Genomic DNA, 26,415 nt, shown 5'->3' with positions numbered 1-26,415 from the left:
CATTATTTATTTTAAAAAGTGAGATATTTGCACTCGATTAGAATTTAAGATTTCGAAAGCAAATCTAAAGTCTAAAATCAGAAATTTAAAATATCAAAGAGAAATGGCTTCGAAACCAAGTATTCCACAAGGAACAAGAGATTTTTCGCCTGCAGAGGTGTCAAAACGTCAATATATTATTCAAACCATAAAAAATAATTTTGAGAAGTTTGGTTTTCAACCGATTGAAACACCATCTTTTGAAAATTCCGATACTTTAATGGGGAAATATGGTGAAGAGGGTGATCGTTTGATTTTTAAAATATTGAACTCAGGTAATTTTTTCTTCAATAAAAACAAAATTGAATTACCGGAATCTATAGAATCTTTACAAGTTAATTCTGCTGAAAAAATTGATATCAATGAAAGAATTGAGTTGAATAAATTTACAGGGAGAATTTCTGAAAAAGCATTGCGTTACGACTTAACAGTTCCGTTTGCAAGATATGTAGTGCAGCACCAAAATGAAATTGAATTCCCTTTTAAAAGGTATCAAATTCAGCCAGTTTGGAGAGCTGATAGACCTCAGAGAGGACGTTACAGAGAGTTTTTTCAATGTGATGCCGATGTGGTTGGTTCTAAATCATTATGGCAGGAAGTGGAGTTGGTACAATTATATGATACTGTTTTTACTTCTTTGGGTTTAAGTGGTGTTACGATAAAAATAAACAACCGAAAAATATTATCTGGAATTGCTGAAGTTATTGGTGCTTCGGATAAATTAATTGATTTTACGGTAGCACTAGATAAGCTTGATAAAATAGGCGAAGATGGTGTGAAAAAAGAAATGATGGAGAAAGGAATTTCGGAAGAAGCGCTTGTAAAAGTGCAACCATTATTTAGTTTTACAGGAACAATTTCGGATAAAATTAATCAGCTTTCAGATTTATTAGCTTCTTCTGAGGAAGGAATGAAAGGGGTAGAGGAGCTGCGATTTATTTGTGATAACGTATCTAATTTAGGATTGTCTACGGCAATTTTAGATCTTGATGTTACGCTTGCTCGTGGACTTAATTATTATACAGGAGCTATTTTTGAAATAGGAGCGCCAAAAACTGTTGCCATGGGTTCTATTGGTGGTGGTGGAAGATACGACGATTTAACGGGTGTTTTTGGTTTGAAAAACATGAGTGGTGTTGGAATCTCTTTCGGCTTAGATCGTATTTATTTGGTGCTTGAGGAATTGCAATTGTTTCCTGAAACAGTTACAGCAACGTCTAAAGCTTTGTTTATAAACTACGGTGATAAAGAGGCGTTTTATGCGCTTAAAGCGATTCAGGAATTAAGAAAAGAAAATATAAAAGTAGAGTTATATCCGGATAATGTAAAGGTAGGAAAGCAGTTTCAGCATGCTGATAAACGTATGATTCCTTTTGCTGTTATTGCGGGAGAGCAAGAAATAGAATCTAATATGTACTCGCTTAAAAACTTATTAACGGGCGAACAAATTTCAGTTGATTTAGAAGGTTTGAAGAAAGCATTATTGGCTTAATAATTTAATCGCAAAGTGCGCTAAGGTTTAATTTCACGCATAGAAAATACAAAGTTCGCAAAGCTAGATCAACACAAAGCTTTGCGAACTTTATGTTTTTATAAAATCATACTTTTAAAAATCTTGGCGACCTTTGCGGTTATTTCACAAAGCTTTTGTTTTGATTAAAGAATGCAAAATTCACAAAGTTCTGGAGGTGATTGAGTTAATGAATTATTAGGGTTTGTCGGCTTAAATCTTTTTAAATTTGCGTGAAATAATTGGTGAGAAAGAAAAAAAAGCGTTTAATTTGCGACCTTAAGTTACGGGCGTAGTTCAAGGGTAGAATAGCGGTCTCCAAAACCGTTGATGGGGGTTCGAATCCCTCCGCCCGTGCAATAAAAATATATCAAATAACGACTGTTATTAATTATTTATCAGAGGCTTTTGTAAAGTTACAGTAAAAAGCATAAAAAAAAGCTTCGTCTATCAGGCGAAGCTTTTTTTAATATAAGGTAAAGTTGAATTAATAATTTATTATAAAGCCGAGGCTAACCTTAAATTCAATTTTGATAGGTAATAATTTTTATTTTGTAATATATCAAATATATTTAATCCAAATTGCAATTATCTTAAAATTATACTAATTTTTTATGAGAATAAATAGGTTTAGATTTACAGATTGAAGTAGAAATCAAATAAGAAAATGTCAAAAGATGACAATTTGACATTTTATAAGATTTGGCAGTACTTTTGCAATCCATAGAAAAGAATAAAAAATGAAGTTTAAGAATATTTTTAAAAATAAAAGTAATATGACTACGGAGAATACAGAAATCGATCAAGAAATAGATGACGTAACGTTAGAAAATAATGCCAATGGCGAACAAATTATTATTGAGGAATTAAGTGTAGAAGAACAACTTGCTCAAGACCTAGCGAAAGAGAAAGATAAATTCTTGCGTTTGTTTGCTGAATTTGAAAATTACAAAAAAAGAACTTCAAAAGAAAGAATTGATTTGTTTAAAACAGCTAATCAAGAAGTATTATTGGCAATGCTTCCTGTTTTAGACGATTTTGACAGAGCTTTGGTTGAAATCAACAAATCGGAAGATGAGCTTTTAACAAAAGGAGTAGAGTTAATCTATGAGAAGTTAAAAAATACATTAGTATCTAAAGGATTAGAGCAGGTAGAAGTAAGACCTGGTGATGCATTTAATGCGGATTATGCTGAAGCAATTACTCAAATCCCAGCGCCTTCAGAGAAATTGAAAGGTAAGATTGTTGATGTACTTGAGAAAGGATACAAACTAGGAGACAAAATTATTCGTTTCCCTAAAGTGGTTATCGGAAACTAAAATAACAAATTATAACTCCCAAATCCCAAATAAATAGTTTTGAATCTTCAGAATTGAGTTATTTACTGGGTTTTGTTTTTTGGAATTTAAACAATTATGAAAAAAGATTTTTACGAAATATTAGGCATTTCAAAAAATGCGGATGCTGCCGAGATTAAAAAAGCGTACCGTAAATGTGCGTTAAAATATCATCCGGATAAAAATCCGGACGACAAACAGGCAGAAGAGAACTTCAAATTGGCTGCAGAAGCATATGAAGTTTTAAGCGACCCTAATAAAAAAGCCAAATACGATCAATATGGACATCAAGCTTTTGATGGTTCAGGTGGTTTTGGAGGTGGTGGTCATGGTGGTATGAATATGGATGACATATTCAGTCAGTTTGGTGACATCTTCGGAGGCGGATTTGGTGGTTTCGGAGGCGGTGGAGGCGGAGGCCCTCGTCGTACGAAAGGAAGTAATCTTAGAATTAAAGTAAAATTAACTTTAGAAGAGGTTGCAAATGGAGTTGAGAAAAAAGTAAAAGTAAAACGTAAGGTTCAAGCCAAAGGGGTTACTTATAAAACATGTTCTACTTGTAACGGTCAAGGGCAGGTAATGCGTGTGACTAATACAATTTTAGGTAGAATGCAATCGGCTTCGACTTGTCCAACTTGTGGAGGTTCTGGTCAGATATTAGATAAAAAGCCTTCTGAAGCAGATTCGCAAGGAATGGTTCAGGAAGATGAAACTGTATCAATCAAAATTCCTGCGGGAGTTACTGATGGGATGCAGCTTAAAGTTTCGGGCAAAGGAAACGATGCTCCGGGAAATAGTGTTCCAGGTGATTTAATTGTTGCAATTGAAGAGCTAGAACATGAATACCTGAAACGCGAAGGCGAAAATTTACATTACGATTTATACATAAGCTTCCCAGAAGCTGTTTTAGGTATCTCAAAAGATATTGAAGCAATTAACGGAAAAGTACGAATTAAATTAGAAGAAGGAATTCAATCAGGAAAAATCCTAAGATTGAAAGGGAAAGGAATTCCAAGTATCAATGGATACGGAAACGGAGATTTATTGGTACATGTAAATGTTTGGACGCCCAAAACATTGAGCAAAGAGCAAAAGCAATTTTTTGAAAATGCTCTAAATGATGAACATTTTATTCCTAATCCTGAGAAATCGGATAAATCATTCTTTGAAAAAGTAAAAGATATGTTTTCATAAACACATCTTATCTTTTATAAAACGTTACAATTAATTTACAAACCCATCTTAACTTTATTTTAGGATGGGTTTTTTTTGTAACAATACTAAGTATTCGCTACTAATTATTTACTTTTACAGGCGCGAGGCCAAAAAGGTCAAATTGACGTAGTAAATCCAAAAAAATAGCATGAGCAACTTACTCGAAGTACATAAAGTCGTAAAACAATACGGTGATTATGTTGCGCTTAACGAAGTTTCATTAAATGTCCCTAAAGGCAGTATTTATGGACTATTAGGTCCCAATGGAGCAGGAAAAACATCACTTATACGAATCATAAATCAGATTACTTTGCCAGATAGTGGAGAAGTAATTCTTGATGGTGAAAAATTACAGCCTAAACACGTTCAGCATATCGGGTATCTTCCAGAGGAAAGAGGATTGTATAATTCTATGAAAGTAGGAGAGCAATGTTTGTATTTGGCTCAGATGAAAGGACTCTCAAAAGGCGAAGCTAAGAAACAATTGGAATATTGGTTTGAAAGATTGGAAATACAAGGTTGGTGGAATAAGAAAGTTCAGGAATTATCAAAAGGAATGGCGCAAAAAATTCAGTTTGTGGTTTGTGTTTTGCATAAACCAAAATTGTTAATTTTTGATGAGCCGTTTTCTGGTTTTGATCCTGTGAATGCCAATGTCATAAAAGATGAAATTTTGGCATTAAAAGAACAAGGCTCGACGATTATTTTTTCGACACATAGAATGGAAAGTGTAGAGGAGTTATGTGATCATATTGCTTTGATTCATAAGTCGAATAAACTGATAGAAGGAAAACTGGTTGATGTTAAGCGACAATTTAAAACGAATAGTTTTGAAGTAGGAATATTAACAAACAATATCGAAGGTTTGATGTATGATATTTCGCAAAAATTCACCGTTTTACCGGCACATTTTAAATCTTTGAGTGATGAGTTAAAACTGGAAATTCAGATAGGAAATGCAACTCCAAACGAGCTATTGAATATATTAACACAACGCGGACAAGTAACTCACTTTGTTGAGAAGATCCCAAGTGTAAATGATATTTTTATTCAAACAGTAACGAAATAGATTTTTAAACTTGCTTAGATTTTTAGACTACTTAGACTAATCTCAAAATCTATGAAGTTTCAAAATCTAAGCAAGTCTAAGAAGTCTAAAAATCTAACAATCTAAAATAAAAGATGAGTATTATATCATTAATTATAAAAAGAGAATTTATTTCTAAAGTCCGTAATAAATCTTTTATCGTAATGACTTTTTTGAGTCCGTTGTTGTTTGTAGGGATAGCAGCATTTATTGGGTATTTAAGCTCTATGAAAGCCGAAACAAAGCGTATTGCAATACATGATGAAACAGGTTTATTTGCAGCTCAATTTATAAAGCAAAATGCAGAAAAAGTAGAATTTAAGTACCTTGATTTATCCAAGATTCCAGTACAATCCTTAAAAGATAGTATTGCCAAAGAAAGTTTGGATGGATTGCTTGTAATTCCTAAAACGAATAAGATAAAAGATTTAGAAGGTAAAATTGAATTTATATCCAATAATAGCCCGAGTATTTCTTTTATTGAAAATACGCAAAATATAATTGCTAATGAAATTACTAAGATTAATTTTCAAGAGGCAAATTTAGATACGGTAGCTATAAAAAATGCTCAGGCAAATGTAAATATTCATCTAGCAAAAGCATCGGGAGAAGAAAGTTTAAAAGGGCTTAATGAGATAAAAATTGCAATAGGAGGTTCTTTTGGTTACTTGATAATGATGTTTATTGTTATTTATGGTAATATGGTTATGCGAAGTGTAATCGAGGAAAAAACTAATCGAATTATTGAAATCATTATCTCATCGGTAAAACCTTTCCAGTTGATGATGGGAAAAATAATCGGAACTTCATTGGCAGGATTATTACAATTCCTAATCTGGGCAGTAATAGGATTTGCTTTAATGTTTGCGGCATCGGCCTTTTTTGGGGTAAATGTAGGACCTACGGCTAAGATTCCGCCCGAATTAATGCATACTGCACAACAAGAATTTGTAGGTACAGCTCAAATGTATATTAATGAATTATGGAATTTGCCGATTGCAAGTATCTTAATTGGATTTGTAATTTATTTCATAGGAGGATATTTTTTATATAGTTCATTTTATGCAGCTATTGGTGCGGCGGTTGATAACCAAACCGATTCACAGCAATTTCTTTTGCCTATCATTATGCCATTGGTTTTAAGTGTTTATATTGGTTTCTTTACTGTTGTAAATGATCCACATGGGACAATTGCAGTAGTGTTTTCGATGATTCCGCTTACGTCACCAATTGTAATGTTAATGAGACTTCCGTTTGGAGTGCCTTGGTGGCAAATAGTCATTTCGGTAACTTTATTGTTTGCTTCATTTTTTGCAGTAGTTTGGTTTGCTGCCAAAATATACCGCGTAGGAATATTGATGTACGGAAAGAAACCTACATGGAAAGAATTGTATAAATGGCTTAAATATTAATTTTTTTAAAGTTGCTAAGGTTCTAAGTTACTGAGTCGCTAGGATTAGCTTCTTTAAAAAAAACTTAGAACCTTAGTACTTCAGAACCTTAGAACCTCAAAAAGAATGAGTAAAATACTAATTATAGAAGACGAAGCGGCTATTCGTAGAGTATTAACCAAGATACTATCAGAAGAGAATGATAGCTATCAGGTAGAAGAAGCTGAAGATGGTGTTTTGGGTCTTGAAAAGATAAAAAATAACGATTACGACTTGGTTTTATGTGATATAAAAATGCCTAAAATGGATGGTGTTGAGGTATTGCAGGAAGCAAAAAAAATCAAACCAGAAATTCCAATGGTGATGATCTCAGGTCATGGTGATATGGAAACAGCTATTCATACAATGCGTCTTGGGGCATTTGATTATATATCGAAACCACCGGATTTAAATCGATTGTTAAATACGGTTCGTAATGCTTTGGATAAAAAACAACTCGTTGTAGAGAATAAAATTCTGAAGAAAAAGGTTAGTAAGAATTACGAAATGATCGGAGATAGTGAAGCTATTAGTCATATTAAAGTTATGATTGAAAAGGTAGCCGAAACCGAAGCCAGAGTTTTAATTACAGGACCTAACGGAACAGGAAAGGAGTTGGTTGCACACCAATTGCATGAGAAAAGCGCACGTTCTAATTTCCCTTTAATCGAAGTAAATTGTGCTGCAATTCCGAGTGAGTTAATAGAAAGTGAATTGTTTGGTCACGTAAAAGGTGCTTTTACATCGGCTGTAAAAGATAGAGCAGGTAAATTTGAAGCAGCAGATAAAGGAACTATTTTTCTTGATGAAATTGGCGATATGAGTCTTTCGGCTCAAGCCAAAGTGTTGCGTGCTTTACAGGAAAGTATGATTACCAGAGTAGGAGCAGAGAAAGATATAAAGGTCGATGTTCGTGTGGTTGCCGCTACCAATAAAGATTTAAAAACAGAAATAGCCGAAGGCCGTTTCCGTGAAGATTTATACCACCGATTGGCAGTGATTTTAATTAAAGTACCGCCATTAAATGATAGAAGAGAGGATATTCCTGCTTTGATTTCGCATTTTGCCGAAAAAATAGCTTCGGAGCAAGGAAATACCGTTAAGTTATTTTCGCCTCAGGCAGTTACATTGCTACAAGAGTATGATTGGACAGGAAACATCAGAGAATTACGAAATGTTGTAGAGCGCCTTATTATATTAGGAGGAAGTGAAATTTCGGAAACAGATGTGAAGATGTTCGCAAGCAAATAAAAATTAATTTAATGATTTAATGATTTAAAATTTAAAGATTCTACGTTAGTTCAATCTTTAAATCTTTCAATTTTTAAATCTTTCAATCTTTGAAGATGAAACTAAAAAAAATAAACGAAAAGTTACAAGAGGCATTAATCGAAAACGGTTTAACCGAAGCTAATGCATTGCAGCAGGAAACTTTTTCTACACTAAAGAGTGGTGTAGATTGTATTATTGTGGCTCCAAAAGGTAGTGGAAAATCAACTACAATTGTTTTGAATGTTATTCAGCAATTGGCAGGTAAAACAGAAGAATCTCCACGTGCTTTGATTATCGTAGAAGATAAAGCAAAGGTATTGGAAATGGAAGACCTTTTTGAAAAGTACGGAAAATATACCAAGCTAGAGGTTTATGGAGTGCACGATAAAGGCGACATGGAATATGATAAAAATTATATCTCGACAGGGATTGATGTTTTAATTGGAACACCAAATAAACTAAGTGATATGTTTACTACTGCGGGTTATAATGTAAACCGTTTAAAAATGTTTATTCTGGATGATGCAGATCCAATTTTGAAATTGCGTCATGAAACTAAAATCATGCGTATTTCTAATAGTATTGCCAAAACACAACGTATTGTTTTTGCAGAACAACTTACAGAACGCATCGAAATTTTGACTGATAAAATGTTGCTAGAGCCTTATTTATTCGAAATCGATGAGGATGGAGAAGACGAAGAGGATGAGGAAGATGTTGAAGAATAGGTTTGATTATTAATAAATAAAATAGAAACGATATGGGATTAATGAAAGTGTTTTCGGGAAGTGAAATTTTAGCGCAAGCGTTACAATTAAAATTAGAAGAGGCGCAAGTAGATACAGTGCTTAAAAACAATATTCAATCGGCTCGTTTGGGAGGTTTTGGAAATACAGATTTGGCAGTTGAGGTATTTATTCAAGAGACTGATTTTGCAAAAGCAAATCCTGTTATCGAAGAGTTCAGAATGAGTCTTTAATTTTAAGTAATTAGTGTCAGTTTACAGTCTCGGTAATCGCAGTGAACTTAAAATCACAGTCACAGTTTTTAGTAAGTACTGAATACTGCGACTGAAATAAAAAAAATATGCAATATAAAATGCTGGTTTTAGACATGGATGATACCTTGTTGACCGATGACCATAAAATTTCGGATATCAATAAAGAAATGCTTCTTAAAGCTCAGGCAATGGGGGTTCACGTAGTTCTGGCTTCTGGCAGACCAACTTCGGCTATGACTGCTTTCGCAAAAGAATTAGAATTGGATTTGAATAATTCCTATATGATTTCTTTTAATGGAGCTGTTATCAGTAATGTGAAAAGCGATGAGATTATTTTTGAGCAAACTTTATCAAAAGAGCAGATACATGAATTGTACGATTATAGCATAAAAAATAAAACGCATATTATTACCTATTTAAATAATGAGATTATCAGTGAAACTGACTCTGAATTTATTGAAATAGAAAAAACTATTACTGGTTTAAAACATAATAAAGTTGCAAGTTTTAAAGAAGCTGTTAATACGGCTGCAGTAAAATGTATTTTGCTTGAGGAGCCAAGTTATTTAAAAGGACTTGAGAATGATTTAAAAGCAGCTATGCCTCATTTAAGCGTTGCGATGTCTAAGCCTTTTTTCCTGGAGGTTGCTCAAAACGGAATCGATAAAGCGGCAAGTTTAAAGCTTTTGGCAGAGAAATTAAATATTCATCAAAGCGAGATTATTGCTGTAGGAAATGCAGGTAATGATTTAACGATGATAGAATATGCAGGCTTAGGGGTTTGGGTAGATAATGTTACGCCCGAATTACGAGACAGAGCTGATGTAATTGTGGCATCAAATAATAATCACGGAGTTGCGGAAGTGGTGCAACGCTATATTTTAAATTAAATCCAGATGAAAGAATCAATTGAAACAGAACGATTATTGTTAAGAGAATTTCTTTCTACAGATGATGAAGGAATGTTTACTTTGGATTCTAATCCAAATGTACATAGGTATGTAGGGAAAAAACCAGTTACGCATATTGACGAAAGTCGCGCATATATAGAATTTGTGCAGCAACAATATAAGGATTTTGGAATAGGTCGCTGGGCTGTAGTTCTTAAAGAAACTAATACTTTTATAGGTTGGTCTGGTATAAAATTCATTACTGAGAGTATCAATAATCACCAAAATTTTTATGAGATAGGATATCGTTTCATCGAAGAACATTGGGGAAAAGGATATGCTACGGAATCTGGAAAAGCCTTTATGGATTATGCTTTTAATGAAATGAAAGTCGAAGCTATTTATGCTTACGCAGATGCAGGGAATAGTGGTTCAAGAAGTATCTTAGAAAAGCTTGGATTAAAGTACGTAAACTCTTTTATACTTGATGAAGAAGAAGAAGTGTGGTATGAATTAAAGAATCCAAATCTGTAATTAAGATATTATGTTTTTTTAAGAAAGTTAAGAAACATAATACACTCAAATCTTTACAAACTATTGTTTTAACGCAGTAACAAAATGTAGGTAAGTTGTTACCGAATTTTGGTATGTAAAGATTTGGGTGATGTTGTCCGTTACTAAGATAACGGTATCTTATAAAGCTTATTTTTTAGCTACAGAGATAAAATATTTATTTCCGTCACCCATTGTAAGTTTTACGCGTTCGTCGCAAACATCAATAGAGTAATTAGCATTCTCATAACAAGTACAAGTTGTATTTTTATCTTTAGACATTTCGGTTTTACAGTTGTTGCTTTTGTAAGTAGACAATTGCGGTGTGTATAATGATACTAAATCTGTCGAAGCAGTTACTAATGATATAATACTTGCAGTATTACCATTGGCAATTCTATAGACGATTCTGTCTGTATAAGAAATATCATTTACAGTTACTTTTCTAATGTAGGTAAAAGCAGTAGAACCTTCTTCAACAGATTTTACTTCGAATTTGAATCCAATACTACGGATTTCTATATCGAATTTTGATTGAGAGTTATAACTCGCCCAAGAAGTAAGTGTTGCAATAGAAGGAAATGGATTTGTAGGAGCACTCGCAGTTTGTGCTTGCACACCAAAAATAGTTAATAGCATTAATAAGATTGTGGGGAAAAATGCTTTCATAGTATTTTTAATTAATTTAGATACCTACTCTATATGGTTTTCGGCTTTCCCATTTTTATTTGATGAATATTGTACAATAACATTGTGAAAAATGTTAACGTAAGTTATCGTAAAATAGTATTGTATTTTTCATGTTACTTTTCGAGATGTGAATTTAAGACGAATATTTACGCTAACAAAGCGTAGAACAAGAAAAGTTTAGTTTTTAAAATCATTTTTTTTAATTGATTGCATCTTATTAGTACCCATTTAATTGGGGCTTTTTAGTTTGTAGAATCTATAGTTTTAGAAAATGGTTATTGGATATAAAAATAAGATTTATCTGTAGTAAAAATGTTTTTAGATTCATTTTTATTTTTGTTTGTGGCTTATTTTGTCTAATTCCCTTTTGTTTTATGGCGAAGTGTACTTTTTTAAGCCTAAATTTTGATTTTTGACATAAAAACAATTCATTATTATTTTATCTAGTATTTTTTTAAAGGTATTAAATGTTAAAGCAATACAAAATATTGATATATAGATTATTATTGATTTCGTTTTGAAAAATATTGTACGTAAATTTGCCAACTCTTTTATAAAGAGGTAAATTATAATAAATACTACTTAAAACGTAGTTTATTCCTATGGAAAACAGAAAAAAAGTTGCTTTTTATACGCTTGGATGTAAACTGAATTTCTCAGAAACATCTACAATTGCAAGAAATTTTCAGGATGAAGGTTTCGATCGTGTCGATTTTGAAGATGTTGCAGATATATATGTAATCAACACTTGTTCGGTTACCGAAAATGCTGATAAGCAGTTTAAGCAGGTTGTAAAAAAAGCAATGAAACTTAATGATAAAGCGTTTGTTGCAGCAGTAGGTTGTTATGCGCAACTTAAACCCGAAGAATTAGCATCTGTAGATGGTGTTGATTTGGTTTTGGGAGCAACCGAAAAGTTTAAAATCACAGATTATATCAATGATTTGAGCAAAAACGATATGGGTGAAGTACATTCTTGCGAAATTTCGGAAGCCGATTTTTATGTAGGAAGTTATTCCATTGGTGATAGAACACGTGCTTTCCTAAAAGTACAAGACGGTTGTGATTACAAATGTACTTATTGTACAATTCCGCTTGCTAGGGGGATTTCTCGTAGTGATGCTTTGGAAAATGTATTGCAAAATGCCAAAGAAATATCGGCTCAGAATATTAAAGAAATAGTTCTTACAGGAGTTAATATTGGAGATTACGGAAAAGGGGAATTCGGAAATAAAAAACACGAACATACTTTTCTGGATTTAGTTCAAGCTTTGGATAAAGTAGAAGGAATTGAGCGTTTGAGAATCTCTTCGATTGAACCGAACTTATTGAAAAATGAAACAATTGAATTTGTATCGAAAAGCAGAACTTTTGTACCTCATTTTCATATTCCGTTACAATCGGGAAGCAATGATATCCTTAAACTAATGAAACGTCGCTATCTTCGTGAAGTATATACAGAGCGAGTGAATAAGATTCGTGAAGTTATGCCACATGCTTGTATTGGTGTTGATGTAATTGTTGGTTTTCCTGGTGAAACAGATGAGCATTTCCTGGAGACATATCACTTCTTGAATGAAATGGATATTTCTTATTTGCACGTTTTTACTTATTCGGAACGTGATAATACCGAAGCAGCCAATATGCCCGGAGTTGTTCCTGCAAATGTGCGTGCGAAACGCAGCAAGATGTTACGTGGATTATCGGTTAAAAAACGTCGTGCTTTTTACGAAAGCCAATTAGGAGCTAATAAAACGGTGCTTTTTGAAAGTGAAAATAAAGAAGGATATATTCATGGTTTTACCGAGAATTATGTAAAGGTTAAAACGCCTTGGAATCCAGAATTAGTAAATACACTACACGATATTAATCTTACTACAATTGATGAAGATGGTAGCGTACGATTGGAGTTTGTAAATAAATTAGCAGAAGCTTAAAAGAGAGAAAAGACAGAGGAGAAGCAAGAAGCAAGACTTACGCGATTCTAGAAGAAAGAAAATTTAAGTTATTTGTCTAATTGAGCGGAGTCGAAATTTATATAAGTGAGAATAGGATACTATAAAATAATAAAACCCCTTTTACGAGGGGTTTTATTGTATATAAATGTTAGCTGTAATTAAGGATTTGTTGACCAAATGCTGCTGTTTTTAATAAAAACTCTACGGTTTAATTTTAGTTGTGCAATGATCAGTTCTGCGATATCCTCAGATTGCATCACTTTTTCAGGATTACCATCTGTAAGTTTTAATTCTTTTGCCATATCGGTAGCAACAGTACTTGGTGTTAATGCGGTAACTCTAACGTTGTGTTTTCTCATTTCTTGCATCAAAGAATCGGTTAATCCCAGAACTGCAAATTTAGAAGCGCTATAAGCACTTGTTAATGCGTTTCCGTTTAATCCAGCTGTTGAAGAAATATTGATAATATCTCCCGTTTGGTTTTCGATCATATTTGGTAAAACAGCACGGGTTACATAATAAGTACCCATTAAGTTTACCTGAATAATTCTCTCCCAGGCTGTTGGCTCTAGTTCTAAGAAATTACCAAAAGCTGCAATTCCGGCATTATTAATTAAAATATCAATATTTTTAAATTCAGCTAATGCTTTTTCTACTGCTTTATTTACAGAATTAATGTCTGAAACATCGGCAGTTATGGCTAATGATTTTACACCAAGAGCATTTATTTCGGTGGCTACTTTATCAATATCAGCTTGAGTTCTTGCTAGCAAAATTACATTTACACCTTCCTTGGCCAATGCAATTGCAACAGCTTTTCCAATTCCTTTTCCGGCACCTGTAATCAGTGCATTTTTATTTTTTAAATTGCTCATATTAGTTATTTTTAATGTACTGAAAGTACAATTTGTTTATATCGCTTGTTGTACAAAAATACTTATTTTCAACTTTGAAAGCGGCATTTAATAGGGATTCTTAATATAAAATTAACTGGATTTTCTTCTTTGAAAATACTATTACGTTTTCGGTTTTACTTTTATTCTTATCTTTAAATAAAATAACGAATCGGGATAATTATGTAATGCTTTACACAATTAAATAAGCCAAATTTGTAATAAACATATTTATTATGAAAAAAGTACTTCTTATTCTAATCATATCTATTTTGTCGTTTTCATGTAAAAAAAGTGATCCTCCAGCGATAAAAGAAATCCAAATAAGAAAAAAAACTGCAGTTGTTTCTTATCATCTCGAGAAGAGAAAAGAATGGTTAAAAGCTAATCCTACTGATGATTCAAAACTAAATATAGTTATTGCAGTTAATCGAACTGATATAGCCAATTTTGCCAAAATGGATTCCATTATAGTTCCTTCTGATTTAAGTGGTAAGATCGAAAACTATTTTCCGTTTCCGTTGACAGTTCCGTATTTGAGAGATATTGATAAGATAATTTTCTTTTCTTATCCTACGCAAGCATTTGCAGCCTATGAGAAAGGACAATTAGTTTATACCGGACCTACTAATATGGGGAGGAAAAACGACCCTACGCCAACGGGACTTTTTTATACCAACTGGAAAGCCGAAAAAACGACAAGTACTTTTAATGATGAGTGGGAGTTACGCTGGAACTTTAATATAGAAAACAAGAAAGGCATTGGTTTTCACCAATATGCTTTGCCGGGATATCCTGCCTCGCATTCGTGTTTACGTCTTCAGGAAAAAGATGCACGTTATCTTTATGATTGGGCTGATCAATGGGTATTGGCAGATAAAGAAAATATAAAGGTTAAGGGAACTCCTGTAATTGTTTTCGGGTCTTATGATTTTGATGCAAAGAAACCTTGGCTGCAATTAATTAAAGATCCTATGGCATTAGAAATTTCGAAAGAAGAAATAGAAAAGGAAACAACGCCTTTCTTAGATAAGATTTTGACCGAACAGAAGAATAGGGAAGCGTATCAAAATAGTAAGTAATATATTTTCTTTTGTCTAAATCCTGCAAGGTTTTTTTAACTTATTGAGTATGATAATAAATATGGATACCTAACAGGTTTTAGAAACCTGTTAGGATAGCTAAAATTGAGCTTTAACACATTCAAAAAAGAAGCCTAATTTTATTAAATAACAAATAATATAAAAGCCATGAATTCCTTTTATTGGAGCAGTTCATGGCTTTTTTTGGGTATTATATTTTAGCATTGCAAACTTCTTTTACTTGTTTGCTATCGCTCGGTTATCAAATTAATTAGTAGAAATTAGAGAAATTGGTGGCTAACTAAATTTTTAAGAATATAATTTATTCTTTTAATACCATATCGATACACATTACTGCAGCAAGAATAAGTTGTCTTACGCTATCGTCTTGTGCTACGGAGTTTTCTATTTGTAGTACATAATTATCGGCACTAGTGAAGAATTCTTTCCCAATTCCTGCCCATTTCTTATTTACTTGTCCAAGCATTTTGGTGTCTTTGGTAAATTTAAAATCCCAACCTGTCCATTTTCCTTGTAGTGTACAAACGGGTTTTTGGTTTTTATCTAAAATTTCAAATTTTCCCCCGATAGAAAATAATTTTTGTTGAAATGTTCCGATCAAACGCTCTTTTTCGTCGAATACTTCTACTGTAGAACGAAAAATTGCTACACCACGTTTTACATTAATTATTTTTTCTCCTGCTGGAGTTGCAATTTCAATGTCAAAAGGGGTTGCTCTTTTAAAATCGGTAAAACGTAATACTTTTGTAAAAAAGCCTAGATTTTTTTCTCGGCAATTCATTATTAGTTCATTGTTCTCGGGATTGTAAATGTCATAGTTATTAGCAGCTTTGAACATTCCGATATGTTCTTTTACTAAAAATAGGTTTTGATTTAAAATAGGGTTCATTTTAATTGTTTAGGGTTAATTTGTAAATCTTAGTTTCTAGAAGCTCGGTGTCATTGTCTTCGCAAAGTAAAAACTCGATTTGATTGTTTGATTTTTTATATAATGTAATACCTTCGAATTTATTGGTTGCACTGATTTTTTTAGTAAAATCAATTTTCATGGTTTTCAAATCAATTCGACCAATAAAGCTTCCTAATATTTCTCCATCGGCATAGGTAGATTTGGTGTCTTCGGCTGTAGCCAAAAAGTAAATTTTATTATCAACAAGTATGGCATCTGTAAAACTGCTGCGAACTCCTTTTATTTTAGGGAGCTTATAATCTACAGATATAAGGCTAAATTCTTCTCCTAAGCTTTTGGCATGTATGGTGAAAATGGCATTTTTATTGGTTTTTCCGTTTCCTCGATTGAATAAATACCAATTTTCGCCATCGAAAATAGCGCCTTCCAGATTAAAATCCTCTGGTTTTATACCTGAGAAATTTTGCATTACGGCATAAAAATCGGTTAAGTTGTTTGTCGCGATTTTGGTTTTGTTTTTTAAATCGAATTCGACCATTTTGTTTCTCTGATCGGTTGATCCTGAACCAAAAATATATAAGGTATCTCCATGTTGTGTAATGGATTCAAAATCGGGTTTTATATTTTTTGCAATGTTTTCGGTTGGATTTGCAATTATCTCATGTTTTTTTAAATCGGAATTATCGATGTTGTATTCGTATAAATAACCACTATTGTCGCCAATTATAAATAATGAATTGTCTTGATATATAAGTCCTGATGCAGAACCAATCCCAATGATTTGGAATAGGATTTCGAGTGTGAATTTTTCCATGATTGTTGTTTTTGGATGTAGATGTTTTAGCCCCGATTATAATGAAAATACTTTGAGAGGAAATTGTTATTTTTTCTTAAAGAAACAGAGCGACCAGCGGAAGCTCCTGTTACTTTTTTAGAAAAAAGCAATTTACTGAAAAGTATTGTAATGCAAAGCGGGAAAAAGCTGACCAAAAATAGTATATTTACTTTAATTAAAACGATGAAATATGAAATCAATTGACCCAAAAAATTTTAAAGTTGTTGATAAAATAAAACTATCAAAAATTCCGACTTTACTGGATATAAATGCCGATGAGAAGGACAAGGAAGTAAAACTGGATAAGGTACAAGCTAAATTAAGTAAACAGCAAGATGTGATGTATGCTCATAATAGGTACGGCGTTTTGATTTGTTTGCAAGGGATGGATACTTCGGGAAAAGACAGTTTGATTCGTGAGGTTTTTAAGGAGTTTAATCCACGTGGAGTTGTGGTTCATAGTTTTAAAACACCTAATTCTTCCGAGCTTGAGCATGATTATTTATGGAGACATTATCTTGCTTTGCCCGAAAAAGGAAAATATGCAATTTTTAATCGTACGCATTACGAGAATATTTTGGTTACTCGTGTACATCCTGAATTTATATTGAATGAGAATCTACCAGGAATTGAGAAGGTAGAAGATATTACAGAGGATTTTTGGAAAAACAGAATTGAGCAAATTAATAATTTTGAGAGGCATATTACGCAAAACGGGATTATTGTTCTTAAGTTTTATTTGCATTTAAGCAAGGAGGAACAGCGCCAAAGATTATTGAGACGATTGGACAAGGAAAAGCATAATTGGAAATTCTCAGTTTCGGATTTGAAGGAGCGTGGATATTGGGATGATTATCAAAAGTATTATGAAGAAGCTATAAATAAAACTTCGACCAAAGATGCTCCTTGGTATGTAGTTCCTGCAGATGATAAAGAGATGGCACGTTATATTGTGGCCAAAATTATTTGGGAAACAATGGAGAAACATACCGATATTAAGGAACCAGAATTGCCTGAGAGTATCAGGGAAAACATTGGAATTTATAAAAAACAATTGGAAAACGAGTCTTAGAAATAAGGCTCTTTTTTTTGGTTTGATGTTACTGCAAGTTTATGAATGTTTTGTATTACTAATTTAATGTTAATTATTTTGACGTTTATTGGGTGGTTTTGATGTGACTTTTGTTTTTTTGATAATATCGAAATCATTTTTAGTTAAAGAGTAGGAGGTTACTTTGTAAAAAAAATATAAACCAACTTTAACTAAAATGAAAAGAATTATTTTACCCCTAATTATTCTTGGATCTTTAATTACATCATGTAATAATGATTCTAAAGATCAGGAACCAACTGCAACGACGAGTGTTGTATTAAAAGACCAATCGGTAACGCCAAGTTTATTAAAGGCAAAGGCGGGTTTTGAAAGTTTGAAGATTTATTCTCTTTTTAGTTCAGACGATGTTTTTCCAGACAGTCCTAAATTTGTTTTTGGAGGTTCTGCAGATGGTTCTGGTTTGTTGAAAAATGCAGATGGAACTTTTACTTTTTTAGTAAACAACGAAGATAACTTTGCTGTTTCAAGAATTATGCTTGACAAAACATTCAAACCTACCAAAGGAGAATATTTGTTAAACTCTAGCGGAGGAACATGGAGATTATGTGGGGCTACTATGGCTACACCTGCAGAACATGGTTTTGGACCTGTGTTTTTAACTTGTGGAGAATCTGGAGAAGAGTCTCGTACACATGCATTAGATCCTAACGGAAGTGTTGGTTCGGCATCGGTTTCAAAAGAATTAGCAGGATTTGGTCGTTTAAGTGCCGAGAATGCTTTGCCGTTACCTATATCTGCTTATAAAGGAAAAACGGTTGTTGTAATTGGTGATGATGATTCAGGAACTTACGGAGGTCAAGTTTTTATGTATGTATCAAATACTGTGGGTGATTTATCTGGTGGTTCTTTATATATGCTAAAAAGAAATGACGATAACCAAAGAGAAATGGATATGACGGTTAGTAAGTCTTACCCTGTTTCTTTTGTAAAAATCGACAATCATAAAACACTTACTGGTGCTCAAATTAATGCATCTGTAAATACATTGAAGGCTATTAAATTTGGTCGTGTAGAGGATTTGGATTACCGTAAAGGTGGTGGTACTGCAGATCGTGAATTGTATTTTAATGCTACTGGACAAAATACAACTGGAACAAATGCTGATGCTTCGAGAACTAAATATGGTAGAGTTTATAGATTAAATCTTGATGCTGCAGATCCATTAAAAGGAACTCTTGAAGTTATTCTTGATGGTGATAATCGTTCGGGAATTGCTGGTAAATTCCAAAATCCGGATAACATCTGTGTGACTAAAAACTTTGTATACGTTCAGGAAGATGCTAATGGTTACGGAGACGAAACTCATGATGCTTATATCTACCAATACAACATTGCGACGAAGGATTTAAAAGTTGTAGTTGAGTTGGATCACCGTCGTACTCAAGCTGATGCTGCTAAATATAACGTAGGTGGAATGTCTAAATTCGGAGATTGGGAGTATGGTGCTTTAATCGATGTTTCGGAGCAAGTAGGTATCGAAGATACTTTTATGTTGAGTGTACAACCACATACTTGGACTGGCGATAAATATAAAGGCGTTGATGGTGGAACAAACCGTCCTAACGAACAACAAGCAAGTCAAATTTTAGTTCTTAAAGGTTTAGCGAGATAAATTTTTAAGTAATTGTAAAAACAGTAATCCACTACTTCAATTTGAGGTAGTGGTTTCTGTTTTTCTAAATGTTCCTCTTTTAATCGGTATTAAATCATGAAAAAAATATACTGTTTGTTGTTCGTTATAGCGTTGGTTGCTTGTCAGAAAAAAAACAAACATCAGGAAGTAAATGAATTGTTTAAAGATGATATTTCTTTATTGATTCAAAAAGTTGCCAAACTTAAGTATTCGGTACAATCGGATTCTACCGAGGCACAAATTCAGCGACAGTTTCTGGAAGCGCACCAGAGCTATAAGAAAGTCGAAATGATAAGTGAATATTACTCGCCAACGGTTTCCAAAGCTATTAATGGACCTGCAATAAGCGAGTTTGAAGAAAATGATAAAGTAACAGTTCCACCAGAGGGTTTTCAGGTTATAGAAGAATTAATTTTTCCAAAATACAATACCGAAGTTAAAAAAGAATTGGTTCAGGAATTGGGTGTCTTGGAAGCTAATTTAACGCGTTTGGAAAAAGTTTCAAGTACTAATGAATTAACCGATGCTCATGTTTTTGATGCCATGAGATTACAAGTATATCGCATTATTACCTTGGGAATTACTGGATTTGATTCGCCTATTGCCTTTAATTCAATAAATGAGGCATTGGTATCGTTAGAAACTATCGAAAAATATTATCGTATTTATATTGAAAATAAAACAGTTTCGAATTCTAAGCAAGTGCTTCAGATTCTTGAAAAAGGTAAAAAGTATTTAAAAGCACATACGGGCTTCAATACTTTTGATCGTGCTTTTTTTATAAGAGAAATAGCCAATCCGTTAAGCAGAGGGCTTTATCAAACCCAAACTGAACTTGGAATTCCGTTCATGAAAGAATCAAGAGGTTTAAAAGCAATCGCACAAACGATATTTGATGCAGAAGCATTTGATGCAGAAGCATTTTCGGGTTTTCCGGATTATAAAACAACGCCAGAAAAAATTGCTTTAGGGAAAAAGTTATTTAATGATCCTATTCTATCAGGAAACAATACACGTTCCTGTGCATCTTGTCATCATGCCGAGAAAGCATTTACGGATGGTTTGGAAAGAGCAGTTTCATTAGACGGGAAATCGATGATTCAGCGTAATACACCGACACTTAATAATATTGCTTTTCAGCGTGTGTTTTTCTCGGATTCTAGAGTGGGATATCTCGAAGATCAGGCAGTTGCTGTTATTAAAAATGAAAATGAAATGCATGGTTCTCTGGAGAAATCGGCATTGGCAATCAAGAAAAATGCCGACTATGTAAAGGAATTTAAAAAAGCATTCCCGAAAGGTGAAATAAACGCATTTGAAATAAAAAATGCTTTAGCTTCTTACATTCGTTCTTTAAGCCATTACGATTCTAAATTTGATAGGTATATGCAAAATAAAGGAACGTTTACTGCTGATGAAAAAGCAGGGTTTAATTTATTTGCTGGCAAAGCCAAATGTGCAACGTGTCATTTTATACCACTTACGAATGGAACTGTTCCGCCAAATTTTGACAGATCGGAAAGTGAAGTATTAGGTGTGCCAAATAAAAACAAAACACTTGATGGCGATTTGGGTAAGTTCGTTATAACGCAAGCTGCTATTCATAAGTTTTCGTTTAAAACTCCTACCATAAGAAACATAGCACTTACTGCTCCTTATATGCATAATGGGGTTTATAAAACACTAGAAGAAGTTGTTGATTTTTATAATGATGGTGGAGGAATAGGTTTAGGTTTTGATCTTCCTAATCAAACTTTACCCGAAGACAAACTAAATTTATCTGATAAAGAAAAGAAGCAATTAATTGTTTTTATGAAGACGCTAACGGATGAGAGGTATCTAAAAATGAGATAATAGAGGCAAGACTAAGAGATGCTAGATTTGAGATGCAAAAAAATTAACCGCAAAGCACGCAAAGATTTACGCGAAGTTCGCAAAGCTGATTCAACACAAATCTTTTTAAAATCTTTTTAATCATTATAATTCTATCTAACTGTTTGCGAAAGGAACGCGGATGAGGCGGATTCGCTAGAGCGAAAACGCTGATTAAAACGGATTTTATTTTTGATTGTTTTAAATCAGTTTTAATCCGCGGCTTTACTTTTGTAAATCCATATCATCCGCGTTCCTCTATAGACAATTTAAGTTAGCAACTCTTTGTCAAAGTCCCAAACCGACTTTCTTGAAATCTGTGGCAAATTTTTACCACAAAGGGCGCAAAGATTTACGCAAAGTTCGCAAAGCTGGTTCAACACAAAGCTTTGCGAACTTTGCATTTTATAAAAACTTGTAAATAAAAGGCTTTGCGTTCTTAGCGGTTAATTATTTTGTCACAGATTTGTTTTCGGTCCGTTGGTCAAAAGACTAATGCCGTTCATCAAACTAATTTTAATAGGGATTATAGTTTATGCTCCTTTGCATCAAATTAATAAAAACTATTATCATGAAAATTTACAAATTAGTATTGTTGACTGCTCTTTTCTTATTGGGTTTGATTTCTTCTAAAGTTAATGCACAATCTCCGCTTCCAATCCATATTGGTATAAAAGGTGGAGCAAATTACTCTGAGTTGCCTGTTTCTGCAGGCTTTAGTTCCAAATATGCAACTGGTTATTTTGGAGGCGCAATGGCACGATTTGATGTTGGAAGGTTTTATGTACAAAACGAAATTTTGTATAGCGAGAAATCTTCTAAAATTGAGAAATCCTCTTTATTTGAATCAAGAAATGTAAAATGGAAAAGCATTGAGGTACCATTGGTTATTGGTTATAAAGTAATCGATATGGACGCTCTAAATGTGAGAGTTTTTGGAGGTGGAGTTTACTCTTATGTTATCGATGAAAATGTTACCTCATTAAACCAATTAAAAGATTCTTTCGGGAAATTTAATAAATCGAATATAGGATATCAGGTTGGAGCAGGAGTAGAGATGTGGAAGTTTACGCTAGATTTTACTTATCAAGGCGGCTTAAATAATATAAGCAAAGACTTTAACTCTAAAGTAAGTTCCTTTAATGTAAGTATAGGATATTTTATTTTATAACCTCTTTTTTATAGTTAACTCAGAAGCAGCAGCAAAGAATCTTTTCGGTACTTTGCTGCTCTTTTTAGAAATATCGAGTTACTTTTGAATACTAATTTTCTCTTATTTCTTTTTTAGATGAAAACAAAAAATAAAGATCAATTTCACTGGATATTTTTAATCTTTTTCTGGTTTATACTCGGTACAACCATTTGTGCGCAACTGATAGCCGATTATGGTACAATGGCGGCTATACGCCAGTCAGCTTTAATATTATTAAGCTCTATTGTTTTGGCGCATTTTCTTAGTGATGTGATGCTTCCTAAGGCATTACGTAAAAATAAAATGGCACTATTTGCGGTACAGGCTTTTGTTGTAGTGCTGCTTTTGTCACTTTGCCTAGCTGTGATTTATGCTGTCTTCTCAGATTCACATACACGTAACCGTGCATATCCCGAAGAAGCTAATATGACTACCATTCAGTTTTTGTGGGCTCGGTTTTGTGGAAGCATTCCCGCTGCAATTTTGATTTGTGGCACCGCTTGCGGACTTCGATTTTATCAGGAACATAATGTTATCGAAAAAAACCATGCGCAATTACAACAAGTTCATTTAGAAGCACAGATAAAAATTTTACAAGATCAAATTAATCCGCACTTGATGTTTAATGTGCTTAATCATATTCATATTTTAATGCAAAGTAATGTAAAACTAGCTTCGGACTTATTGATTCAGTTTTCGGATATTTTGAGATATCAATTGTATGAATGTAATAAAGAATATGTTGCGCTATATCTCGAGATCAAGTATCTAAAAGATTTGGTTTCGGTCGAAAAAACCCGATGGGGAGATGAGCTAGATGTAAAGACTAATTGGAATATCGAAGATGGACAACTACAAATTGTTCCATTGCTTTTGGTACCTTTAATAGAAAATGCTTTTAAACACGTTTCGCGATTACCAAACCAAAAAGGGTATGTGCATTTATTTTGCGAACAAAAAGACAAACAACTGATTTTTAAAATAGAAAATTCATATACAGAGCAATATAAAGTTCCGTCGAGCAGTCAGGGATTAGGTCTTGAAAACGTCCGAAAAAGACTTGCAATACAATATCCGGATCGACACGAATTGAAGATAAATAAGACTGATTCTGATTTTACAGTTATGCTTGTTCTGGATTTAAAGTAATACGTTTTTGTTTGCCATAGATTGTAAAGGCTTTTTACCGCAAAGGGCGCAAAGTTTTTTTACACTGATGGCTTTTATAAAGCGCAAAGTTCGCAAAGCTTTGTGTTGAATCAGCTTTGCGAACTTTGCGTAAATCTTTGCAAACTTTGCGGTTAATTTTCTGCCACTTATTCCACGTGCCTAATTTTAAAAAAAATAATAAAAAATATATAAGTTATGACCATGAAATGCCTTGTAATTGATGATGAACCTATAGCTAGAAATGGGATTGTAGATTTTATTTCTAAGATAGATTTTCTGGAAGTAATAGGTACATGTGCTTCTGCTCTGGAAGCTACTTCATATATTCAGGATAAACAGGTAGACTTGTTATTTCTGGATATTAATATGCCTTATCTCTCAGGATTAGAATTTTTGGAGTCTTTGGATAATCCGCCATTGGTGATTTTTACGACGGCTTATTCTGAGCATGCTTTGGATGGATATCGTTTGCAAGTGGTAGATTATTTATTGAAACCTATTACATTTCAGCGTTTTTATCAGGCCTCTTTAAAAGCAAAACAGTGGTTTCAGATGGTTGGTTCTCCTAAACAATCCCCACTTGATCCGTATCTTTATGTACGCCAAGAAGAGGGATTTCAAAAAATTTCCTGGGTAGATATTTTGTATATTGAGGGAATGCAGAATTATGCTAAGCTTCATTTTAAGGATAAAGTTCTTGTAATTCATCAAACCATGATTTCATTGGAAGAAACACTTCCGACAGAAATTTTCTTTAGAATTCACAAATCCTTTTTGGTAAACATTACACATATAGATTCTGTTTCAGGAGGACGTTTGTTTGTAAAAGGACAAGAACTACCTATTTCAAGAACACGCCGGGAGGCATTATTGAAAGAGGTAGTTTATAAGAATTTATTAAGCAGGTAGTTTAAAATTTCCACTTAAGAGCTACAGCTCCATAGAATGTAGTAGTAAATCTTGGATCGGCGAGATCTTTTTCCTTGAAAATATCTTTTATTTTTCGGCTATTGGTCGAAAAAGAACGAACTAATGTTGTTCCTACTGTAGGTTCTAATATCCAGTGTTCTCCTAACTTTAATTGAGGTTTTATACCGGCAATGATTTGCTGGTATCCTAATAGCATAGATTTATTTCCTACTTTAGTTTCTGCTGTCATTCCGCTTAATTCTACAACTGCTTTTAAATCAAAGTTGTCAGACATTCGATAACCTAACTCTAAACCTTCTGGGAAGGCGACTTTAAAATGTAAGGCTCTTTTGGATTCCCAATTAAAATAAATCCCGGGAAGAACCATTGGAACACCAAAACTATTGGTAAGAACTGGTCCCATTCCGAATGCTAAATTTGGGTTGAATTGTTTGATGAAAAGTACACCTCCCTGAATTAATACATCGTCCTTATTAATTTCTTCCATATCGGTATAAACACCTACAGAAGCCATTATTAATAGCGACCACGACTGAGAAATGGAGCGTAAGTGTTTGACTCCGATCTGTGCATTTAGCAGCTCTGCAGGAAATCCATTTGGTAATATTGCCGGGAGAGATTGTATTTCATAATTTTTATTTTCCATTTTTGCATAAGCACCCTGAAGACCAATTGACCAAAGTCTTGGATGATTGTATTTGTCCATTTTTAGTGAAACTGGTATTTCCAGAGCTATTTGAGCCCTTTTGAAATTACTTTTGGCATCTGTTTTTGTACTGTCAATTGGTCGAACATAATTAGAAAACGGAACATAATCAACTTTGACTTCCCCAGTTATGCCCGATTGGGATCTTACAGAAATTGAAAATAATAGAAACAGAAATAGATGTGATAGATAAAAAACAGATTTTTTCATGGTTTTAATTAAAATTTTCTACGAATTACCATGTTCTGTATCGATACTAAAAAATCATTTGACTACTGGTTGTTATCTTTTGACCAATGGTAATAAATGATGTATGATTATTTACATAAAACTAAAAAAAGCCTCTCTTTCGAAAGGCTTTTAAATGGATGTTTTATAATTTGGTTTACAATTTAAAACCGTATGCCAATCGCAATGCAATTTGGTTGGTATTGAATTTTGCGTAATCTTCATATCTCACACTTATATCAACGTATTTATTGGCATAACCAATTCCTGGTGCCCATAAAAAAGTAGTATCATTGTAGCCATTTGTTACTGCAAAACCAGCTCCAACTTCTCCTAATACATAAAATTGATCTTCCCATACAAAGGCTTTAAAACCAGCTTTTGCAGGGATGAATCCGATGTCTTTTAAATCCTGTTTGTTCACAAACAAATTGGTAAATCCAGTTGTTAAGGTCAATGATGTTTTTTTGGATAAATCATATTGTAATCTAACGTCACCACCCAAAGACCAACTATAGGCCTTATTTGTTGGGATTCCACCATTTAATCCAAATCCCAAACGGAAACCTTGGTTATAATTTTTAATTTCGGTACTTACTTGGGCAGATGTAGTAGTGTATACAATCGCAAAAACAGCAACTAATAGCACTTTTAAATTGAATGTCCTTTTCATAATCAGAATGTTTAAGTTTATTAATGATGTAAAAATAGCAGTAGGGTAGTGCGAGAACGTTATATAATTATCAGCGTTTATTATATAATATTGAGGTTCCTGAGAAATTGGATAATAAATAAGGTTATAAATTGAATAATAGAGAAAGAATTGAAAGGTTCTAATTATCTTTGCAC

At 33.2% G+C, this 26,415-nt stretch carries 24 protein-coding genes and 1 tRNA gene; 19 read left to right on the top strand and 6 right to left on the bottom strand.

Annotation, left to right across the window (positions count from 1 at the left end; all coding sequences use genetic code 11):
* Nucleotides 1–103: 103 nt before the first annotated feature.
* The 11 genes from hisS to OIU83_RS02325 all read left to right on the top strand — a co-directional run bounded on the left by hisS (nucleotide 104) and on the right by OIU83_RS02325 (nucleotide 10,314).
* A complete protein-coding gene (hisS, locus tag OIU83_RS02375) occupies nucleotides 104–1,531 on the top strand; it encodes a histidine--tRNA ligase (protein ID WP_264204681.1) in 1,428 nt (475 codons plus the stop codon).
* Between the two features lie 304 nt (nucleotides 1,532–1,835).
* Nucleotides 1,836–1,906: transfer RNA gene (locus OIU83_RS02370), tRNA-Trp, on the top strand.
* A 383-nt stretch (nucleotides 1,907–2,289) separates the two neighbouring features.
* Nucleotides 2,290–2,868: a nucleotide exchange factor GrpE gene (locus OIU83_RS02365; protein ID WP_264204680.1), complete on the top strand. Its 579-nt coding sequence runs from the start codon at nucleotides 2,290–2,292 to the stop codon at nucleotides 2,866–2,868.
* 96 nt (nucleotides 2,869–2,964) lie between these two features.
* Complete coding sequence (dnaJ, locus tag OIU83_RS02360) at nucleotides 2,965–4,080, top strand: molecular chaperone DnaJ (protein ID WP_264204679.1); 1,116 nt, start codon at nucleotides 2,965–2,967, stop codon at nucleotides 4,078–4,080.
* A gap of 169 nt (nucleotides 4,081–4,249) precedes the next feature.
* A complete protein-coding gene (locus OIU83_RS02355) occupies nucleotides 4,250–5,170 on the top strand; it encodes an ABC transporter ATP-binding protein (protein ID WP_264204678.1) in 921 nt (306 codons plus the stop codon).
* A 113-nt stretch (nucleotides 5,171–5,283) separates the two neighbouring features.
* Nucleotides 5,284–6,600, top strand: coding sequence for an ABC transporter permease (locus tag OIU83_RS02350; protein ID WP_264204677.1), 1,317 nt, complete (start codon nucleotides 5,284–5,286; stop codon nucleotides 6,598–6,600).
* A gap of 105 nt (nucleotides 6,601–6,705) precedes the next feature.
* Nucleotides 6,706–7,869 carry a sigma-54-dependent transcriptional regulator gene (locus OIU83_RS02345; RefSeq protein WP_264204676.1) on the top strand — a complete coding sequence of 388 codons (1,164 nt, stop codon included), beginning with the start codon at nucleotides 6,706–6,708 and terminating at the stop codon, nucleotides 7,867–7,869.
* Between the two features lie 95 nt (nucleotides 7,870–7,964).
* Nucleotides 7,965–8,618: a DEAD/DEAH box helicase gene (locus OIU83_RS02340; protein ID WP_264204675.1), complete on the top strand. Its 654-nt coding sequence runs from the start codon at nucleotides 7,965–7,967 to the stop codon at nucleotides 8,616–8,618.
* Nucleotides 8,619–8,650: 32 nt separating this feature from the next.
* Nucleotides 8,651–8,869 carry a DUF2007 domain-containing protein gene (locus OIU83_RS02335; RefSeq protein ID WP_264204674.1) on the top strand — a complete coding sequence of 73 codons (219 nt, stop codon included), beginning with the start codon at nucleotides 8,651–8,653 and terminating at the stop codon, nucleotides 8,867–8,869.
* A gap of 107 nt (nucleotides 8,870–8,976) precedes the next feature.
* Nucleotides 8,977–9,780 carry a Cof-type HAD-IIB family hydrolase gene (locus OIU83_RS02330; protein ID WP_264204673.1) on the top strand — a complete coding sequence of 268 codons (804 nt, stop codon included), beginning with the start codon at nucleotides 8,977–8,979 and terminating at the stop codon, nucleotides 9,778–9,780.
* Between the two features lie 6 nt (nucleotides 9,781–9,786).
* Nucleotides 9,787–10,314 (top strand): GNAT family N-acetyltransferase, encoded by a 528-nt coding sequence (locus tag OIU83_RS02325; protein ID WP_264204672.1) that lies wholly within the window; start codon nucleotides 9,787–9,789, stop codon nucleotides 10,312–10,314.
* 168 nt (nucleotides 10,315–10,482) lie between these two features.
* Here OIU83_RS02325 and OIU83_RS02320 read toward each other — a convergent pair whose 3' ends face one another.
* Nucleotides 10,483–11,001 carry a hypothetical protein gene (locus tag OIU83_RS02320; protein ID WP_264204671.1) on the bottom strand — a complete coding sequence of 173 codons (519 nt, stop codon included), beginning with the start codon at nucleotides 10,999–11,001 and terminating at the stop codon, nucleotides 10,483–10,485.
* Between the two features lie 623 nt (nucleotides 11,002–11,624).
* On the opposite strand from OIU83_RS02320, the gene mtaB reads away from it, so the two are divergent.
* Nucleotides 11,625–12,959 carry a tRNA (N(6)-L-threonylcarbamoyladenosine(37)-C(2))-methylthiotransferase MtaB gene (gene mtaB, locus OIU83_RS02315; protein WP_264204670.1) on the top strand — a complete coding sequence of 445 codons (1,335 nt, stop codon included), beginning with the start codon at nucleotides 11,625–11,627 and terminating at the stop codon, nucleotides 12,957–12,959.
* A 179-nt stretch (nucleotides 12,960–13,138) separates the two neighbouring features.
* On the opposite strand, the gene OIU83_RS02310 is transcribed toward mtaB, so the two are convergent.
* Nucleotides 13,139–13,855, bottom strand: coding sequence for a 3-ketoacyl-ACP reductase (locus OIU83_RS02310; protein WP_264204669.1), 717 nt, complete (start codon nucleotides 13,853–13,855; stop codon nucleotides 13,139–13,141).
* 254 nt (nucleotides 13,856–14,109) lie between these two features.
* On the opposite strand from OIU83_RS02310, the gene OIU83_RS02305 reads away from it, so the two are divergent.
* The gene (locus tag OIU83_RS02305) at nucleotides 14,110–14,955 is read left to right on the top strand and encodes a L,D-transpeptidase (RefSeq protein ID WP_264204668.1); all 846 of its coding nucleotides are present in this window, start codon (nucleotides 14,110–14,112) and stop codon (nucleotides 14,953–14,955) included.
* 322 nt (nucleotides 14,956–15,277) lie between these two features.
* On the opposite strand, the gene OIU83_RS02300 is transcribed toward OIU83_RS02305, so the two are convergent.
* Both OIU83_RS02300 and OIU83_RS02295 read right to left on the bottom strand, forming a co-directional pair.
* Complete coding sequence (locus OIU83_RS02300; protein WP_264204667.1) at nucleotides 15,278–15,865, bottom strand: phospholipid scramblase family protein; 588 nt, start codon at nucleotides 15,863–15,865, stop codon at nucleotides 15,278–15,280.
* Nucleotide 15,866: 1 nt separating this feature from the next.
* Nucleotides 15,867–16,700 carry a DUF6929 family protein gene (locus tag OIU83_RS02295; RefSeq protein ID WP_264204666.1) on the bottom strand — a complete coding sequence of 278 codons (834 nt, stop codon included), beginning with the start codon at nucleotides 16,698–16,700 and terminating at the stop codon, nucleotides 15,867–15,869.
* A gap of 211 nt (nucleotides 16,701–16,911) precedes the next feature.
* On the opposite strand from OIU83_RS02295, the gene OIU83_RS02290 reads away from it, so the two are divergent.
* The 6 genes from OIU83_RS02290 (at nucleotide 16,912) to OIU83_RS02265 (ending at nucleotide 24,611) form a co-directional block, all read left to right on the top strand.
* Nucleotides 16,912–17,793 (top strand): PPK2 family polyphosphate kinase, encoded by an 882-nt coding sequence (locus OIU83_RS02290; protein WP_264204665.1) that lies wholly within the window; start codon nucleotides 16,912–16,914, stop codon nucleotides 17,791–17,793.
* Between the two features lie 196 nt (nucleotides 17,794–17,989).
* Entirely contained in the window at nucleotides 17,990–19,447 is a 1,458-nt protein-coding gene (locus OIU83_RS02285) for a PhoX family protein (protein WP_264204664.1), read from the top strand.
* 96 nt (nucleotides 19,448–19,543) lie between these two features.
* Nucleotides 19,544–21,322, top strand: coding sequence for a cytochrome-c peroxidase (locus tag OIU83_RS02280; protein WP_264204663.1), 1,779 nt, complete (start codon nucleotides 19,544–19,546; stop codon nucleotides 21,320–21,322).
* Nucleotides 21,323–21,911: 589 nt separating this feature from the next.
* On the top strand, nucleotides 21,912–22,511 hold the full coding sequence (locus tag OIU83_RS02275) for a porin family protein (protein WP_264204662.1): 600 nt from the start codon (nucleotides 21,912–21,914) through the stop codon (nucleotides 22,509–22,511).
* Between the two features lie 117 nt (nucleotides 22,512–22,628).
* Nucleotides 22,629–23,681 carry a sensor histidine kinase gene (locus OIU83_RS02270; protein ID WP_264204661.1) on the top strand — a complete coding sequence of 351 codons (1,053 nt, stop codon included), beginning with the start codon at nucleotides 22,629–22,631 and terminating at the stop codon, nucleotides 23,679–23,681.
* A 216-nt stretch (nucleotides 23,682–23,897) separates the two neighbouring features.
* Nucleotides 23,898–24,611 carry a LytR/AlgR family response regulator transcription factor gene (locus OIU83_RS02265; RefSeq protein ID WP_264204660.1) on the top strand — a complete coding sequence of 238 codons (714 nt, stop codon included), beginning with the start codon at nucleotides 23,898–23,900 and terminating at the stop codon, nucleotides 24,609–24,611.
* Nucleotide 24,612: 1 nt separating this feature from the next.
* Here the strand turns inward: OIU83_RS02265 and OIU83_RS02260 are convergent, their stop codons facing one another.
* Both OIU83_RS02260 and OIU83_RS02255 read right to left on the bottom strand, forming a co-directional pair.
* Nucleotides 24,613–25,548, bottom strand: coding sequence for a DUF6268 family outer membrane beta-barrel protein (locus OIU83_RS02260; RefSeq protein WP_264204659.1), 936 nt, complete (start codon nucleotides 25,546–25,548; stop codon nucleotides 24,613–24,615).
* Nucleotides 25,549–25,723: 175 nt separating this feature from the next.
* Nucleotides 25,724–26,239, bottom strand: a complete 516-nt coding sequence (locus OIU83_RS02255) for a hypothetical protein (protein ID WP_264204658.1) — start codon at nucleotides 26,237–26,239, stop codon at nucleotides 25,724–25,726.
* Between the last annotated feature and the right edge of the window lie 176 nt (nucleotides 26,240–26,415).

Source organism: Flavobacterium shii (genome assembly GCF_025847235.1).
In the GTDB taxonomy this organism is placed as follows: domain Bacteria; phylum Bacteroidota; class Bacteroidia; order Flavobacteriales; family Flavobacteriaceae; genus Flavobacterium; species Flavobacterium shii.
This window is presented reverse-complemented; position numbering and strand designations above follow the sequence as displayed.

Coding starts and splice junctions, on each gene's coding strand:
- hisS (WP_264204681.1), top strand. CDS start 104: ATGGCTTCGAAACCAAGTATTCCACAAGGAACAAGAGATTTTTCGCCT.
- OIU83_RS02365 (WP_264204680.1), top strand. CDS start 2,290: ATGAAGTTTAAGAATATTTTTAAAAATAAAAGTAATATGACTACGGAG.
- dnaJ (WP_264204679.1), top strand. CDS start 2,965: ATGAAAAAAGATTTTTACGAAATATTAGGCATTTCAAAAAATGCGGAT.
- OIU83_RS02355 (WP_264204678.1), top strand. CDS start 4,250: ATGAGCAACTTACTCGAAGTACATAAAGTCGTAAAACAATACGGTGAT.
- OIU83_RS02350 (WP_264204677.1), top strand. CDS start 5,284: ATGAGTATTATATCATTAATTATAAAAAGAGAATTTATTTCTAAAGTC.
- OIU83_RS02345 (WP_264204676.1), top strand. CDS start 6,706: ATGAGTAAAATACTAATTATAGAAGACGAAGCGGCTATTCGTAGAGTA.
- OIU83_RS02340 (WP_264204675.1), top strand. CDS start 7,965: ATGAAACTAAAAAAAATAAACGAAAAGTTACAAGAGGCATTAATCGAA.
- OIU83_RS02335 (WP_264204674.1), top strand. CDS start 8,651: ATGGGATTAATGAAAGTGTTTTCGGGAAGTGAAATTTTAGCGCAAGCG.
- OIU83_RS02330 (WP_264204673.1), top strand. CDS start 8,977: ATGCAATATAAAATGCTGGTTTTAGACATGGATGATACCTTGTTGACC.
- OIU83_RS02325 (WP_264204672.1), top strand. CDS start 9,787: ATGAAAGAATCAATTGAAACAGAACGATTATTGTTAAGAGAATTTCTT.
- OIU83_RS02320 (WP_264204671.1), bottom strand. CDS start 11,001: ATGAAAGCATTTTTCCCCACAATCTTATTAATGCTATTAACTATTTTT.
- mtaB (WP_264204670.1), top strand. CDS start 11,625: ATGGAAAACAGAAAAAAAGTTGCTTTTTATACGCTTGGATGTAAACTG.
- OIU83_RS02310 (WP_264204669.1), bottom strand. CDS start 13,855: ATGAGCAATTTAAAAAATAAAAATGCACTGATTACAGGTGCCGGAAAA.
- OIU83_RS02305 (WP_264204668.1), top strand. CDS start 14,110: ATGAAAAAAGTACTTCTTATTCTAATCATATCTATTTTGTCGTTTTCA.
- OIU83_RS02300 (WP_264204667.1), bottom strand. CDS start 15,865: ATGAACCCTATTTTAAATCAAAACCTATTTTTAGTAAAAGAACATATC.
- OIU83_RS02295 (WP_264204666.1), bottom strand. CDS start 16,700: ATGGAAAAATTCACACTCGAAATCCTATTCCAAATCATTGGGATTGGT.
- OIU83_RS02290 (WP_264204665.1), top strand. CDS start 16,912: ATGAAATCAATTGACCCAAAAAATTTTAAAGTTGTTGATAAAATAAAA.
- OIU83_RS02285 (WP_264204664.1), top strand. CDS start 17,990: ATGAAAAGAATTATTTTACCCCTAATTATTCTTGGATCTTTAATTACA.
- OIU83_RS02280 (WP_264204663.1), top strand. CDS start 19,544: ATGAAAAAAATATACTGTTTGTTGTTCGTTATAGCGTTGGTTGCTTGT.
- OIU83_RS02275 (WP_264204662.1), top strand. CDS start 21,912: ATGAAAATTTACAAATTAGTATTGTTGACTGCTCTTTTCTTATTGGGT.
- OIU83_RS02270 (WP_264204661.1), top strand. CDS start 22,629: ATGAAAACAAAAAATAAAGATCAATTTCACTGGATATTTTTAATCTTT.
- OIU83_RS02265 (WP_264204660.1), top strand. CDS start 23,898: ATGACCATGAAATGCCTTGTAATTGATGATGAACCTATAGCTAGAAAT.
- OIU83_RS02260 (WP_264204659.1), bottom strand. CDS start 25,548: ATGAAAAAATCTGTTTTTTATCTATCACATCTATTTCTGTTTCTATTA.
- OIU83_RS02255 (WP_264204658.1), bottom strand. CDS start 26,239: ATGAAAAGGACATTCAATTTAAAAGTGCTATTAGTTGCTGTTTTTGCG.